The 14,127-nt window shown below is 69.8% G+C and carries 13 protein-coding genes; 7 read left to right on the forward strand and 6 right to left on the reverse strand.

Features of this window, described 5'->3' with window-relative positions:
• From NN2_RS34265 to msrB, 4 genes are all read left to right on the forward strand, one after another.
• A partial coding sequence (locus tag NN2_RS34265; RefSeq protein WP_174555048.1) for a dihydrofolate reductase family protein occupies window positions 1-452 on the forward strand: 452 nt, incomplete at its 5' end.
• 32 nt (window positions 453-484) lie between these two features.
• Window positions 485-2,050, forward strand: coding sequence for an alpha/beta hydrolase (locus NN2_RS34270; RefSeq protein WP_063019303.1), 1,566 nt, complete (start codon window positions 485-487; stop codon window positions 2,048-2,050).
• 118 nt (window positions 2,051-2,168) lie between these two features.
• Window positions 2,169-3,506, forward strand: a complete 1,338-nt coding sequence (locus NN2_RS34275; protein WP_063910953.1) for a glycosyltransferase family 87 protein — start codon at window positions 2,169-2,171, stop codon at window positions 3,504-3,506.
• A 57-nt stretch (window positions 3,507-3,563) separates the two neighbouring features.
• A complete protein-coding gene (gene msrB, locus NN2_RS34280; protein ID WP_063019307.1) occupies window positions 3,564-4,019 on the forward strand; it encodes a peptide-methionine (R)-S-oxide reductase MsrB in 456 nt (151 codons plus the stop codon).
• Between the two features lie 189 nt (window positions 4,020-4,208).
• Here msrB and hemQ read toward each other — a convergent pair whose 3' ends face one another.
• The 3 genes from hemQ to hemE form a co-directional block, all read right to left on the reverse strand.
• Entirely contained in the window at window positions 4,209-4,904 is a 696-nt protein-coding gene (hemQ, locus tag NN2_RS34285; protein WP_063019309.1) for a hydrogen peroxide-dependent heme synthase, read from the reverse strand.
• 297 nt (window positions 4,905-5,201) lie between these two features.
• Complete coding sequence (locus NN2_RS34290; RefSeq protein ID WP_063019311.1) at window positions 5,202-6,542, reverse strand: protoporphyrinogen oxidase; 1,341 nt, start codon at window positions 6,540-6,542, stop codon at window positions 5,202-5,204.
• A 152-nt stretch (window positions 6,543-6,694) separates the two neighbouring features.
• On the reverse strand, window positions 6,695-7,762 hold the full coding sequence (hemE, locus tag NN2_RS34295; RefSeq protein ID WP_063019313.1) for a uroporphyrinogen decarboxylase: 1,068 nt from the start codon (window positions 7,760-7,762) through the stop codon (window positions 6,695-6,697).
• 119 nt (window positions 7,763-7,881) lie between these two features.
• Between hemE and NN2_RS34300 the strand changes: the two genes are divergently transcribed.
• Both NN2_RS34300 and NN2_RS34305 read left to right on the forward strand, forming a co-directional pair.
• Window positions 7,882-8,520 (forward strand): DUF3000 domain-containing protein, encoded by a 639-nt coding sequence (locus NN2_RS34300; RefSeq protein WP_082857462.1) that lies wholly within the window; start codon window positions 7,882-7,884, stop codon window positions 8,518-8,520.
• Between the two features lie 21 nt (window positions 8,521-8,541).
• The gene (locus tag NN2_RS34305) at window positions 8,542-9,858 is read left to right on the forward strand and encodes an HRDC domain-containing protein (protein WP_082857463.1); all 1,317 of its coding nucleotides are present in this window, start codon (window positions 8,542-8,544) and stop codon (window positions 9,856-9,858) included.
• Here the strand turns inward: NN2_RS34305 and NN2_RS34310 are convergent.
• Both NN2_RS34310 and dxs read right to left on the reverse strand, forming a co-directional pair.
• Window positions 9,846-10,649 (reverse strand): enoyl-CoA hydratase, encoded by an 804-nt coding sequence (locus tag NN2_RS34310; protein ID WP_030517206.1) that lies wholly within the window; start codon window positions 10,647-10,649, stop codon window positions 9,846-9,848. The two genes, NN2_RS34305 and NN2_RS34310, sit on opposite strands and share 13 nt — an antisense overlap.
• Before the next feature lie 43 nt (window positions 10,650-10,692).
• Window positions 10,693-12,588: a 1-deoxy-D-xylulose-5-phosphate synthase gene (gene dxs / locus NN2_RS34315; RefSeq protein ID WP_063019315.1), complete on the reverse strand. Its 1,896-nt coding sequence runs from the start codon at window positions 12,586-12,588 to the stop codon at window positions 10,693-10,695.
• Window positions 12,589-12,761: 173 nt separating this feature from the next.
• On the opposite strand from dxs, the gene NN2_RS34320 reads away from it, so the two are divergent.
• Window positions 12,762-13,499 (forward strand): SIMPL domain-containing protein, encoded by a 738-nt coding sequence (locus NN2_RS34320; protein WP_063019317.1) that lies wholly within the window; start codon window positions 12,762-12,764, stop codon window positions 13,497-13,499.
• 115 nt (window positions 13,500-13,614) lie between these two features.
• On the opposite strand, the gene NN2_RS34325 is transcribed toward NN2_RS34320, so the two are convergent.
• Window positions 13,615-14,127 (reverse strand): class I SAM-dependent methyltransferase (locus NN2_RS34325; RefSeq protein WP_169812485.1); only part of this gene is annotated, 513 nt, incomplete at its 5' end.

Below are 14,127 nucleotides of genomic sequence, written 5' to 3' on the forward strand. Positions count from 1 at the left end.
ACGGGGCGCCGCCGCCGGTCGCGGTGGTGACGGCGAGCGCGGCGCTGGACCCGGCGTGCCGGCTGTTCACCGACACTCAGCGCCCGCCGATGATCCTCACCACCGCCGCGGCCGACGGCGAACGCAAACGCCTGCTCGCCGAGACCGGCGCGGAGGTGATCGAGGCCGGGCAGAGCACCGTCACCGCCACCGACATCCGCCGGGTGCTGGGCGAGCGCGGACTGCTGCGGGTGCTGTGCGAGGGCGGCCCGTCGCTGTTCGGCGAACTGATCGGCGCGGGCGCGGTCGACGAATTGTGCCTGACCGTCTCACCGCTGCTGGTCGGCGGCACGGCGGGCCGAATCGCGGTGTCGCCCAATGCCTTGCCGACCCCGATGAGCCTGCGCCACGCATTGATCGACGACGACGGCACGGTGCTGACGCGCTGGGAGCGCAGCCGCACCCAAGGCTGAAACGGCGCGCCGAACCTGGCAGGCTGTAGCGCATGCGTTGGACTCGCGCCGCTCTGCTGGCATCGTCGCTGACGGTTCTGCTGACCACCGCCTGTGGTGCCGGGCCGTCGCAGCGACCGGGCGTGGCGGTGGAACAACCGCACGGCGGCTCGGGCCCGGCCACCAGCACCAGCGCCGCGCCGGCGGCGCCACCTCAGGCGCAGGTTCCCAAAACTGATCTGGCCTGGCACGATTGCGCGGCACCGACCTTCAGCTCGCTGGGCACCGGGGCGCCGCCGGCCGGGGTGAGTTTCGACTGCGCGGAGTTCTCGGCGCCGATCGATTCCGGCGGCACGGTCCTGGGCACCTTCCGCATCGCCGCGGTCCGCGCGCGCACGCCGCAGACGCCCGCCGACGCGGCACCGCTGGTAGTGACCTCCGGCGGCGATCGATCCTCCACCGCGACCGTCGCCGGTCTGGTCTCCGGGCCGGGCGCGGCGATTCTGGCGAGCCGGCCGGTGGTCGGGGTAGATCGACGCGGTATCGGCAGCTCCCAGCCGATCGACTGCCTGCCCGACGACACCCGGCAGGGGCTGGCCGACAACGGCCAGTTCGCCCCCGGTGGCGGCGACCGGGTGGATGCGGTGGCGACACTGAGCCAGAACGCCACCGTCGCCTGCCAGGACTTCCTGCAGCCCTATCAGGGCACCTTCGACGCCCCGCACGCCGCCGACGACATCGAACAGCTGCGCAAGCAGTGGCAGGTCGACCACATCGATCTGCTGGGCACCGGAAACGGCGCGCGCGTGGCGCTGAGCTATGCCGCCAAATTCGGCGACCGGCTGGCCCGGCTGGTGCTCGATTCGCCGGAACCGGCGAACACCGATGCGGTGACGCGCACCGAACAGCAGGTGAAGGGCGCCGAGGCGGCGCTGACCGGATTCGCCCGCCGCTGCGCCGATCTCGGATGCTCACTGGGCACGGATCCACGGGCCGCGATCACCGATCTGATCAACCGGGCGGGAGCGGGACAACTCGGCGCCCTGTCGGCATCGGCGCTGACCACCACGATCACCGCGTTCCTCGGCGACCCCCGCGCGGATCAGGCCTCCCGCACCACCGAACTTGCCGATGCGCTCTCTGCGGCCGGACGCGGCGATCAGGGGCCTTTGCAGGCTCTGGTCACCCGGGAGGCGGCAGCGGTGGGAGCCGACGGGCAATTCGTCTCCCGCTGCAGCGACAACCAGCAGCCCGCCACCCCCGACCGCGCCAAGCAGCTCGAGATCGAATGGGCTGCCAAATATCCCGCCTTCGGTAAGACGGCGGCGACCGGACTGATGGAATGTTCGGCGTGGCCGGTGACGCAGGCGCCGCGACTGCCGGACAAGTTCACCCTGCCGGTGCTGGTGCTGGGTACGGCCGCCGATCCCGTCGTCGGCGGCGACGGGCGATCCTCGGTCACCGGCGCGCTGGGTGCGGCGGGCGCGCGCACCTCCACCGTGCAGTGGCAGGGCTGGGGGCATCCGGTGTTCACCCACTCGGGCTGCGCGCAGCAGAACATCGCCGGCTATCTGAAGGACGGCACCCTGCCCGCCGACGGCACCGCCTGCCCGGCCTGAGGTTATCGTGCGGCCACGCACGAAGTGGCCGGGCGCACACCCGGCAAAAGCGGTCACCGGCACGCCCGACGGCGGGTCCGCGCAACCAGCGCGCAGGTTTCCGGTGTACCGTGCCCCAGTGTTCCTTCGTCAGCTCGAGCCGCGCACCGCTCGCACCACCGCCGAAGTGTTCAACTTCGCACTGTGGCCGTTTGCGATCCTCACAGTGCTGCATCAGGTCATCGTCAAAGGGACCAACTTCTCCATCACCGACGATTTCGCGCCGGTCTACAAGGCGTCGCTGGCCTTCCTCAACGGACGCGCCATCTACGGCGAGAACTTCGACCTGGTCGACCCGCACTATCTGTACCCGCCCAGCGGCACCCTGCTGATCGCGCCGCTCGCGCTGATCGACCCGGAGAAATCGCGCTGGTGCTTCATCGCGCTCAACGCGGTGGCGATCATCCTGGCCTGGTATCTGCTGCTGCGGCTGTTCAAGTTCTCGACGAAATCGGTGGCCGCGCCGCTGCTGCTGTTGCTGATGTTCGCCTCCGAAACCGTCATCAACACACTGGGTTTCGGCAATGTCAACGGGTGCCTGCTGCTGGCCGAGGTGCTGTTCATCCACCTGCTGCTGCAGCGACGCGATCTGCTGGCCGGGCTGGTCATGGGACTCACGATCGCGGTCAAACCGACGCTGGCGCCGATGCTGCTGATACCGCTGGCGCGCCGCCAATGGCAGGTGTTCATCACCGCGATCGGCGTGCCGGTGGTGCTGATGGCGGTCGCGTGGCCGCTGACCAAGGATCCGATGGACTTCGTCCACCGCACGCTGCCCTATCTGCTCAAATCGCGCGACTACTTCAACAGCGCGATCGCGGGCAATGCCGAGTACTACGGACTGCCGGTATGGCTGACCTGGAGTATGCGCATCGTGCTCGGTGTGCTGGTGCTGATCTCGCTGTGGCTGCTGTACCGGTACTGCCGCGAGGACGAACTGTTCTTCGTCTGCACCACCGCGGGCATCATCCTGATCGCGTCCTGGCTGCTGTCGGGTCTGGGACAGCAGTACTACTCGATGATGCTGTTCCCGTTCCTCATGACGGTGGTGCTGCGCAATTCGGTGCTGCGCAACTGGCCGGCCTGGCTGGCGATCTTCGGGTTCATGACCTACGACAAATGGCTGCTCGACCACTGGCAGAGCACCGGGCGGGCGCTCGAGTACCTGCGCGTCACCTTCGGCTGGGCACTGCTGCTGATCGTGACGTTCTGCGTCCTCGGCGACCGGTATCTCGCGGCGCGGCGCGAGGGCCGGCTGGATTCGGGGATCGAACCGGCGTTCCTGTTGCCCGAGACGACCACCAAGGCCCCGGCCGCGACTGCCGATCCGGCGCCGCGCATCGATCGCCACGAACCGCTGCCCGACGACGACACCATGGAACCGACAGCGCAGCCGGAGGCCGGTGCGCTGCGCTGACCTGCGGTGATCGGTCGCGGCCCGAGAATGGTCGCGCGACGCCACTAGACTCGCGTCATGAGCTCACAGGATGGTTCGCCCGCGACTTCATCGCTTCCGGCACCCAAGATCGAGCTGAGCCCGCAGCAGTGGCGGGCGCGGCTGACCCCGCAGGAGTACGCGGTGCTGCGCGAAGCGGGCACCGAACGCGCCTTCACCGGTGAATACACCGATACCGAAACCACCGGCGTCTACACCTGCCGGGCCTGCGGCGCCGAATTGTTCCGCAGCACCGAGAAGTTCCATTCGCACTGCGGGTGGCCGTCGTTCTTCGATCCGGCCGATTCCGATGCGGTGGTTCTGCGGGCCGACGACTCGCTGGGGATGCGCCGGGTCGAGGTGCTGTGCGCCAACTGCCACAGCCACCTCGGGCACGTCTTCGAGGGCGAGGGTTATGCGACCCCGACCGACAAGCGGTATTGCATCAACTCGATCGCGCTGCGCCTGCACCCCTCGGACGACGCGGCGGGCTGATCGCGGCGCCGGTTGAAAACTCACCGCCCGAGCGTGCCGGATGCGATCCGCCGACCGCTGCGGATCGCGCGCCGAGCAGGCGCGCGACCGAGCTGACGGGAAGACCCTACGGGCCCGGCCGCATCCCGGCACGCCCCGAATTTCGGGGGCACCGGCGGATCGCGCCGCTCAGGACGGTGTTTTCGAGGCTCAGGGCAGGGCGTTGACCAACTGCTCGACATCCACGCGCGGGCCGCTGAAGAACGGAATCTCCTCGCGCACGTGGTTGCGGGCGTCGGTGGCGCGCAGATCGCGCATCAGGTCGACGATGCGGTGCAGTTCCGGGGCCTCGAAGGCGAGAATCCACTCGTAGTCGCCGAGGGCGAACGAGGCCACGGTGTTGGCCCGCACGTCCGGATAGGCGCGGGCCTGCTTGCCGTGGTCGGCGAGCATGCGACGACGCTCCTCGTCGGGCAGCAGGTACCAGTCGTAGGAGCGCACGAACGGGTAGACGCAGATGTAGTTGCCCGGTTCCTCCCCGGCCAGGAAGGCCGGGATGTGGCTCTTGTTGAACTCCGCGGGGCGATGCAGGGCGGCGTTGCTCCACACCGGCGTGCTCGCGCGCCCCAGATCGGTGGTGCGGCGGAAATCGGCGTAGGCGGCCTGCACATCCTCGATCCGCTCGGCATGCCACCAGATCATGAAATCGGCGTCGGCGCGCAGCCCCGCCACGTCGTAGAGGCCGCGGACCACGACGCCACGCTCCTCGAGCGAGTCGAAGAATTCCCGCGCCTGCTTGACCACGGTGTCGCGCTGATCCCCCAGCACTCCGGGTTTGACCTGGAACACCGAGAACATCAGATACCGGATGGTCGAATTGAGAGCTTGGTAATCGAGTCGCGCCATAGCCTCCATCGTGCCACTGGGCGGTGTCCAGCAGAACGCCCGCACCCGTGTTGTTCGGCACGGTCGCTTCGCGTACAGGCGCCCGCACGCGGTCGGCCGACATCGGTTGTCCGCCACCCGTTCGATGCGCGTCGACGGCCGGAATCGGCGAGGCAAGGGCGTGGGCTCGCAGGCCGGTCTTCCCGGGCCGATGCGGGCCGAACGAGTTCTGCACGGACAGTCGGCTGGTCACTCGGCACCAGCATTGCCGTGCGCCGCCGCCGACCGGAGCGAACCCGATCGTCCACTACGAATCGATCATCGGGCCAGAATGCGTTGCGCCGCAGCGGTTCCCGAGGCGGCACAGGCCGGGACGCCGACGCCGTGCAGGTACGCTCCGGCGATCGCGAGGCCGGGCAGTGCGGCAACCGCCGATTCCAGTTCGGTGATCCGAGTGGTGTGGCCGGGCGCGTACTGCGGGAGGCCGCCGCGCCAGCGTTGCACCAGGGCCGTTTCGGGGTGGATCGCGAGACCGGTCACGGTGGAGAGGTCGGCCACGGCGGCCGCGACGAGATCGTCGTCCGACCAGCTCAGCGGGGTGTCGTCACCGAAGCGGCCGAACGAGGCGCGTACCAGCGCCACGTCGCGCTCGGCCAGATGCGGCCATTTGCGGCTGGAGAGGGTAAAGGCCTTGGCGCGCAACGGTTCTCCGGTGGCGACCAGAATGCCGGAATTGTCGGGCAGTGGGGTGTCGGCCGGCAGGCCCAGGGCGACCACGGCGGATGAGGACAGTTCGATACCGGCCGCGGCCGCGGCTGCTTCCGGAGCCACCGGCCGCAGCAACTCGGCGGTGACGGGCGCCGGGGTGGCGAGAATCACCGCGTCGGCCTCGCCGACCGGATCGATCCGCCAGCCGGTGGCCGTATGCGCCAGACCCGTTGCAGCCGTATCGGTTTCGACCTTCGGCGCCGCGGCCTCGCGCAGGGCGTCGAGCAGCACCCGATATCCGTCGCGCAGGCCGCCGAAAACCGGGGCGGTGGACGGCGGCGGCAGGGCGTCGGCGACCGCCCGGGTGAGATTCGGCGCGCCGGCGTCGAGGGCGGCGGCCAGGGTCGGCAGCGCCGCGCGCACACCGATCGACTCCGCACGCCCGGCATACACCCCGCCCAGCAGCGGATCGACACTGCGTTGCACCACCTGCGCACCGAAACGGTCGCCGACCAGCTCGGCGACCGACACGTCACCGGCACGTTCCCAGCGCAGCGGTCGGCCGGGCTCGGCGGCGATCCGGTCGAGCGTCTCGGCGTCCACCAGGCCGGCCACGGCATCGGGCCCGGTGGGAATGCCCATCAGCGTGCCTTCGGGCAGGGGGTGGGCGGTGCCGCCGGACCAGATCAGCGGTCGCCGCCCGGCCGGATGCACCAGCTGCTCGGTCAGCCCCAATTCCGCGAGCAGCGCCGGGATTTCGGGCCGTCGGCCCACGAACGCCTCCGCGCCCAGATCCACCGGCTCCCCTGCCAGCTTACCGGTGTGCAGAATGCCACCGACCCGGTCGCGCCGCTCCACCAGCACCAGTTCGAGCTCCGAGCCGAGGGCCACTCGCAGCCGATACGCCGCGACCAGACCACTGATCCCGCCCCCGACCACCACGACCCGCATAGCTGCTCCTCAACTCGTCCCCGCGCCGGCGCGCGACGCTACCGCACCCCTGCAACGTACTCGCCTCGCGAGGGGCGCCCAGGTACCGCCTCGATGCCACGCTCACGGTTCCACGTGCGTGAGTCCGCCGCACTACTGGCGACGATTAGGGCTTACAGCGGCGTGGGCAGGCTGTGGATCAGTTCGACCGCCGCGGTGATGGCGCCGGGGTCGGTGTCGGGCAGCACGCCGTGGCCCAGGTTGAAGATATGACCGGTGGCGCCGAGGGTGATCGCCTCGTCCGCCTCGTGGGCGATGCGGCGGATCTCACGCTCGACGACCGAGCTGCCCGCGAACAGGACGGCCGGATCGAGATTGCCCTGCAAGGCTTTTCCCGGCCCGACGCGGCGCGCGGCGGCAGTCAGCGGCACCCGCCAATCGACGCCGACGACATCGGCTCCGGCCTCCCCCATCGCACCCAGCAGTTCACCCGTGCCGACCCCGAAGTGGATGCGCGGCACACCGGCTTCCCCGATCTCGGCGAAAACCCGTTCCGAATGCGGCAGAACGAATTCCCGGTACTGCGCCAGCGACAACGCGCCAGCCCACGAGTCGAACAATTGCACCGCGTCCACCCCGGCCGCGATCTGGGCGCGCAGGAATTCCACGGTGATATCGGTGAGCACACCGAGCAGCGCGTGCCAGGTCTGCGGGTCGCCGAGCATCAGCGCCTTGGTCCGCTCGTGGTTGCGGCTGGGGCCGCCCTCCACCAGATAGGACGCGAGAGTGAAAGGGGCACCGGCGAATCCGATGAGCGGCGTCTCGCCGAGTTCGTCGAGCAACAGCCGCACACCGTCGGTGATCGCGCCGACCTCCTCGCGGCGCAGCCGCGGCAGCGCGCGCACATCGTCGACCGAGCGCACCGGATTCGCGATCACCGGCCCCACGCCGGGCACGATATCGAGCTCGATGCCGGCCGCCTTGAGCGGAACGACGATGTCGGAGAACAGGATTGCCGCGTCCACACCGTGGCGGCGGATCGGCTGCAGCGTGATCTCGCACACCAGCTCCGGATCGAAACACGACTCCAGCATCCCGATGCCCGCGCGGAGTTCGCGGTACTCGGGCAGGGACCGTCCGGCCTGCCGCATGAACCAGACGGGACGGCGGCCGGGTCCGGCGCCGGTGGCGGCGGCGAGGAAGGGCGCATCGGGCAAGCGGCGGCGGGTTGGTGTGCTCATCCCCGCTATCGTATGCCGCCGCCGGGCGCCTACCCGCGCGGCCGTCCACGCCCGGTCACAGCGCCCGTAGCGGCGCGCCTCCGCGTGCCGGACACCGGAGAGGTCTACCGTTCACAGTCGTGACACCGCTCGACTTCCGCGACGGCGCCGCACCGACCCCGGGCCCTGACAGCGAACCAGCCCAGTTTCGCGCCGCGGTCGATGCGATGGGCACCGCATCCGTCCATCCTCGGATCGAGCTCGCACCGATCCGGCCCCCACAACGCCTGGCACCCTTTTCGTACGCCATCGGAGCCGAGGTCAAGCATCCCGACACCAATGTCATCCCGGTCGATTCCGACGACGACGCCTTCGGCCGCCTGATCCTGCTGCACGACCCGAACGGGCACGAGGCCTGGCACGGCGTTTTCCGATTGGTGGCCTACATCCAGGCCGATATCGACGCGGCCTTGGCGGGCGATCCGCTGCTGCCGGAGGTCGCCTGGAGCTGGCTGGTCGACGCCCTGGAATCGCGCGGCGAGGAGTTCACGGCGCTCGGCGGCACGGTGACCTCCACGAGTTCGGTCCGCTACGGCGATATCGCCGGGCCACCGCGCGCCTATCAGCTGGAGTTGCGTGCCTCGTGGACGGTCGGCTCACCCCAGCTGGCCCCGCATGTCGAGGCGTTCTGCGAGGTGCTGGCCTACGCGGCGGGACTGCCCCCGGCCGGCATCACCCATTTGCGGCCGCATCCGCAGATTGCCGACGACCAGTTCTGAGCGACACGTAGAGTTCGGGCTATGCCCGAAGCCGACGAGTCCGACACCATCTCGAGGACATCACCCGCATCGCAGCACCAGCCCGCGCAGCAGGACGCGGACAACGTGGTTCCTCTGCTCGCCCCGGCCGACGGCATTCCTCCGGTTCTCGATTCCGCTCGTGAGATCGCGGAAGCGGCCGCCGCGCTGGCCGCCGGTTCCGGCCCGCTGGCCGTCGACGCCGAACGCGCCTCCGGATTCCGCTATTCCAACCGGGCCTATCTGATCCAATTGCGCCGGCGCGGCAGCGGGACCTTCCTCATCGACCCGATTCCGGATCCGGCCGCGGTGGACGCCTTGGCGGCGGTGATCAACGACCTGGAATGGGTACTGCACTCCGCCGACCAGGACCTGCCGTGCCTGGCCGAACTGGGGCTGCGACCGGCCCGGCTGTTCGACACCGAACTGGGTGGCCGGTTGGCCGGATTCGAGCGGGTCGGATTGGCCGCTATGGTGGCGCGGCTGCTGGGCCGGGAACTGCGCAAGGGACACGGCGCGGCCGACTGGTCGACCCGGCCGCTGCCGCAGGACTGGCTCAACTACGCGGCCCTGGACGTGGAACTGCTGGTCGAATTGCGCGACGAGGTCGCGGCAGCGCTGAGCGATCAGGGTAAATCCGATTGGGCCGCACAGGAATTCGACCATGTGCGCACCGCCCGGCCCGCGCCGCCGAAGCCGGATCGCTGGCGGCGCACCTCGGGCATCCACACGCTGCGGCGGGCGCGGCAGCTCGCGACCGTCCGCGAATTGTGGACGGCGCGTGACGGTATCGCGCGTCATCGCGATGTGGCCCCGGCGCGGATTCTGCCGGATTCGGCGATCATCGCCGCGGCACAGGCGGATCCGAAGACGGTGCCGCAGTTGCGCGCCCTGCCGGTGTTCGGTGGTCCGCGGCAGCGCAGATATTCACGGGAATGGCTCACCGCGGTGGAACGTGCTCGCGCGCTGCCGGATTCGGAGTTGCCGCCGATGTCGCAGCCGTTCGACGGTCCGCCGCCGGTCAATCGCTGGGAGCGCCGCGATCCGGTCGCGGCGGCTCGCCTGGCCGCCGCCCGGGCGGCGATGAACGGACTGTCGGAACGACACGCGGTGCCGGTGGAGAATCTGCTGACTCCCGATCTGTTGCGCCGGCTGTGCTGGGACGGGCTGCCCGAATTCCGCACCGGCGCAACGCCGTCGGACCCCGCGGCCGTGATCGACAAATATCTCGAGGCCGGGGGCGCCCGGAGCTGGCAGCGCGAACTGGCGGTTCCCGAGCTGGCCGCGGCGCTGTTCCCGGAGCCGGCTCAGTCCTCGTAGACCGGTGTGCGCCGGTCGCGGCGCGCGCGGATGGCCTCGTCGAAATTCTCGGTGGTCAGCCGCACGTACAGTTGCGCCGTACCTTCGTGCTGCATATGTGACTCCAGGCTGCCGGCCTCCATCCCGCTCCACAGCATGCGCTTGGTGAGCTCGGTGCCGACTCGGCTGTAGCCGATGATGCGTTCGGCCAGTTCGTAACACGTGTCGAGAAGTTTGTCGGCGGCGACCGTGCGGGAGACCAGGCCGATCCGCTCGGCCTCGGCGGCGTCGATGTCACGGCCGGACAGCATGATCTCGAAGGCACGGGAGGCGCCGATCGCGCGCGGCAACAGATAGCTGATGCCGAGTTCGGCGGAGGTCAGTCCGTTGTTGATGCCGGCGGCACGGAAATAGGCCTGCTCCGATGCGATGCGGATATCGGTGGCCATACTCAGGCAGAACCCACCGCCGATCGCGGCCCCGTTGATCGCCGCGATCACCGGCTGATGCATGCGCCGCAGTGTGGTCATCACATTGTCGAGCAGATCCATGGAACGGCGCGCCACGGTGGTGCGGGTGAGGCCCTCGATATTCGGGACCCGGCCGGCGCCCTGCAGATCGGCGCCGGAGCAGAACCCGTGGCCCGCGCCGGTGAGCACGACGACGCGAACCTCGTTGTCGGCGGCCACGGACTCGAGCGTCTCCCGCAGCGGGATCATGACGTCGAACGCCATGGCGTTCATGCGTTCGGGCCGGTTCAGGGTGACCAGCGCGATCTGCGGGCGAGGCTTCTCGACGAGCACGAACGACATGCAGACTCCTACCGGCGACGAAAACTGTAACCGGTTTCAGAATCTACACCGCACCACCGGTCAGCCACCGGGTAACGCGCTCGGCGATGTTCTCGGCCGTCAGGCCCAGCTCCTGATGGATCTGGGCGCGCGAGCTGTGCTCCAGGAACTGCTGCGGCACGCCGAGTTCGCGGGTCGGCACGTCGAGTCCGGAATCGCGCAGCCGCGCGGAGACGGTGCATCCGATACCGCCGTGCAGGCCGCCGTCCTCGACGGTGACCACCATGCGATAGTTCTCGGCCAGTTTGACGATGGTGTCGGAGACCGGCAGCACCCAGCGCGGGTCCACCACCGTCACCGAAATCCCGCGATCCGCCAGCAGATCCGCCGCGGCGACCGCGGTGGCACCGAGCGCGCCGACCGCCACCAGGAGGACGTCACCGCGCACCGCCTGCGCCGAAGAGCCTTCCGGCATCCGCAGCACGTCGACACCGTCGAGCCGTTCCAGCGCCGAAACCTCCTCGACGACAGGGCCTTTCGGGAAACGCAGGGCGGTCGGCCCGTCGGCGACGGCCAGCGCCTCGGCCAGTTCCTCGCGCAGGGTCACCGCATCGCGCGGGGCGGCGACGCGGATGCCGGGCACGATGCCCAGCACCGACAGATCCCACATGCCGTTGTGGCTGGCCCCGTCGTCACCGGTGATGCCGGCGCGGTCCAGCACCAGGGTCACCGGCAGCTTCAGCAGCGCCACATCCATCAGCAGCTGGTCGAACGCGCGGTTGAGGAAGGTCGAGTAGATCGCCACCACCGGATGCAGACCACCCAGCGCCAGGCCGGCGGCGGAGGTCATCGCATGCTGCTCGGCGATACCCACATCGAACAGCCGGTCGGGGAACCGCTCACCGAACGGCGCGAGCCCGGTCGGACCCGACATGGCGGCGGTGAGGGCGACGATATCGTCGCGCTGTTCACCGTGGCGGATCAGTTCCTCGGAGAACACCGATGTCCATCCGACGGTCTTGCCGCCGGTCGGCTGTCCGGTCTCGGGGTCGATGGCGCCGATGGAATGCATCTGGTCGGCGACGTGGTCGACCGCGGGCTGATATCCGCGGCCCTTGAGCGTCACCGCGTGCACCACGACCGGGCCGCCGAAATCCTTGGCGCGGCGCAGCGCGGCCTCGAGCGCCACCGGATCGTGCCCGTCCACCGGGCCGACGTACTTGAGCCCGAGATCGCTGAACAGCTCCTGCGGGGCGACCGCGTCCTTGATGCCGGCCTTGAGCGCGTGCAGCATCGAATAGGCCGAGCTGCCGACGCGCGGAATGCCCTGGACGAACCGCTTGGTGGCGTCGAGCGCCTGCTCGTAGGCCGGTTGCATGCGCAGCGCGGTCAACCGGTCGGCCAATCCGCCGATGGTCGGCGAATACGAGCGGCCGTTGTCGTTGACCACGATGATCAGCGACCGATCCGGGCCCGCGGCGATATTGTTCAACGCCTCCCAGCACATGCCGCCGGTGAGCGCACCGTCACCGACGACGGCGACCACGTGGCGATCCTGCCCGGTCAGCGCGAAGGCCTTGGCCAGACCGTCGGCATAGGACAGCGAGGCCGAGGCGTGCGAGGACTCCACCCAGTCGTGCTCGCTCTCGGCGCGGCTCGGGTAGCCCGACAGGCCGCCCTGTTTGCGCAGCCGATCGAATTTGTCCTTGCGGCCGGTGAGGATCTTGTGCACGTAGGCCTGGTGGCCGGTGTCGAAGATGATCGGGTCGGCCGGGGAGTCGAAGACCCGGTGCAGGGCGATGGTCAATTCCACCACCCCCAGATTCGGGCCCAGATGACCGCCGGTGACCGCTACTTTGCGGACCAGGAACTCCCGAATCTCCTCGGCCAGCTCGCGCAGCTGCGGCACCGTCAGCCGGCGCAGGTCCTCGGGCGTATCGACCCGGGAAAGAACTCCCACCGTTCTCGCTCCCTCTCCGTGGCTCATCTGTTTCGAACAGTCTACGGAGCCGCGTCGGGCCCCGACGACGGGAACGACCGGCGAGCTGCGACATCCGATATCGGTGTGAGGCTCGACATAGATCAACCGCATTACAGTGGGTGACTGCCCGTCCCGCCCGCAGGAAGGACGATATGACCGCCGAGCAGCAGCGAGCCGATATTTCAGGGCAGCAGCGAGCCGATATTTCCCGTCCCGCCACCGTCACGACGTTCGGTCACGGGGTGGCCACGGCGACGCCCGATCGGATGCAGGTATCGATCTCGATCGAAACGCGCGCCGAGGCGGTGGCGGCGGCCTACGGCCGGGCCGGTGAACGCACCGCCGCGGTCACCGGCGCCCTGCGCGCCGACGGCGTCGCCGCGAGCGATATCGCCACCACCGGATTGTCCGTGCGGACCGAGACGACGTGGACCGAGAACGAGGGCACACGCATCACCGGGTACGTGGCGACCACATCGCTGACGGTGAACCTGCGCATCCCGGCCGATCCCGCCGCCGCTGACGCAGCTTCCGATCCCGCGGCTGCCGATCCCGCGGCCGTGATCGCCCGGGCCGTGGAGGCGGGGGGCGACGATGTCCGCTTGGGCGGGCTGAACCTCACCGTCGCCGACCGCGCCGACCTGCTGATCCGCGCCCGGGAAGCGGCGTGGGACGACGCCCTCGACCGCGCCCGCCGCTACGCGGTCCGCGCCGAACGCGCGCTCGGACCGGTGCTGGAGATCACCGAAAACGCCGCGGCGACACCGGAACCCCGCGGCGATATCCGTTTCGTAGCCGCTCGATCAGCGGCCCCGGGCGCCCCGGTTCCGGTCGAATACGGTGAGCACGAGGTCACCGCGGATCTGCGGGCGACCTGGCAGTTGAGTTGAACCGCAACAGATCTCGCCGGCAGTAGGTCGCCGTCTCCGACAGCTCCCCCGTTACCTACGCCCGCGACGCCTGTCCGACGGGATCACCGGCCGACCTCGTCGACGCCGCCGCTGTCTACGCCCGTTCGAACAGCGCCAGGCACTCCACATGATGCGTCGCGGGGAAGGCATCGAAGGCGCGCAGCTCGCGTACTCGGTAACCCGCCTCCCGGTAGAGTCCCACGTCTCGCGCGAAAGCCGCTGGATCGCAACCGATGTGGACGATGCGCGCGGGCGCGGCGGCGGCGAGCGGGGTGATGACCTGTTTCCCGGCGCCCGCACGCGGCGGATCGAGGACGACGACCTCGGGGGCGCGCTCCTGGGCGGCGATCCAGCGTTCGACCCGATCGGAGCGCAGGTCGACGGCGGGCAGGTCGCGCAGGGCGGCGGTGCCGTCGGCCACCGCCGAGCGCGCCGATTCGACGCCGAGCACGGATCCGCCGGGACCGGTCTGCTCGGCCAGGCGCGCGGCGAAGACACCGGCGCCGCAGTACAGATCCCATGCGGTGGCGCCCGGAGCGAGGTCGGCCCACTCGGCCACCACATCCGAATAGCGTTGCGCCGCATCGCGATGCGGCTGCCAGAAGCC

It is taken from the genome of Nocardia nova NBRC 15556 (assembly GCF_001613005.1).
GTDB lineage: Bacteria > Actinomycetota > Actinomycetes > Mycobacteriales > Mycobacteriaceae > Nocardia > Nocardia nova.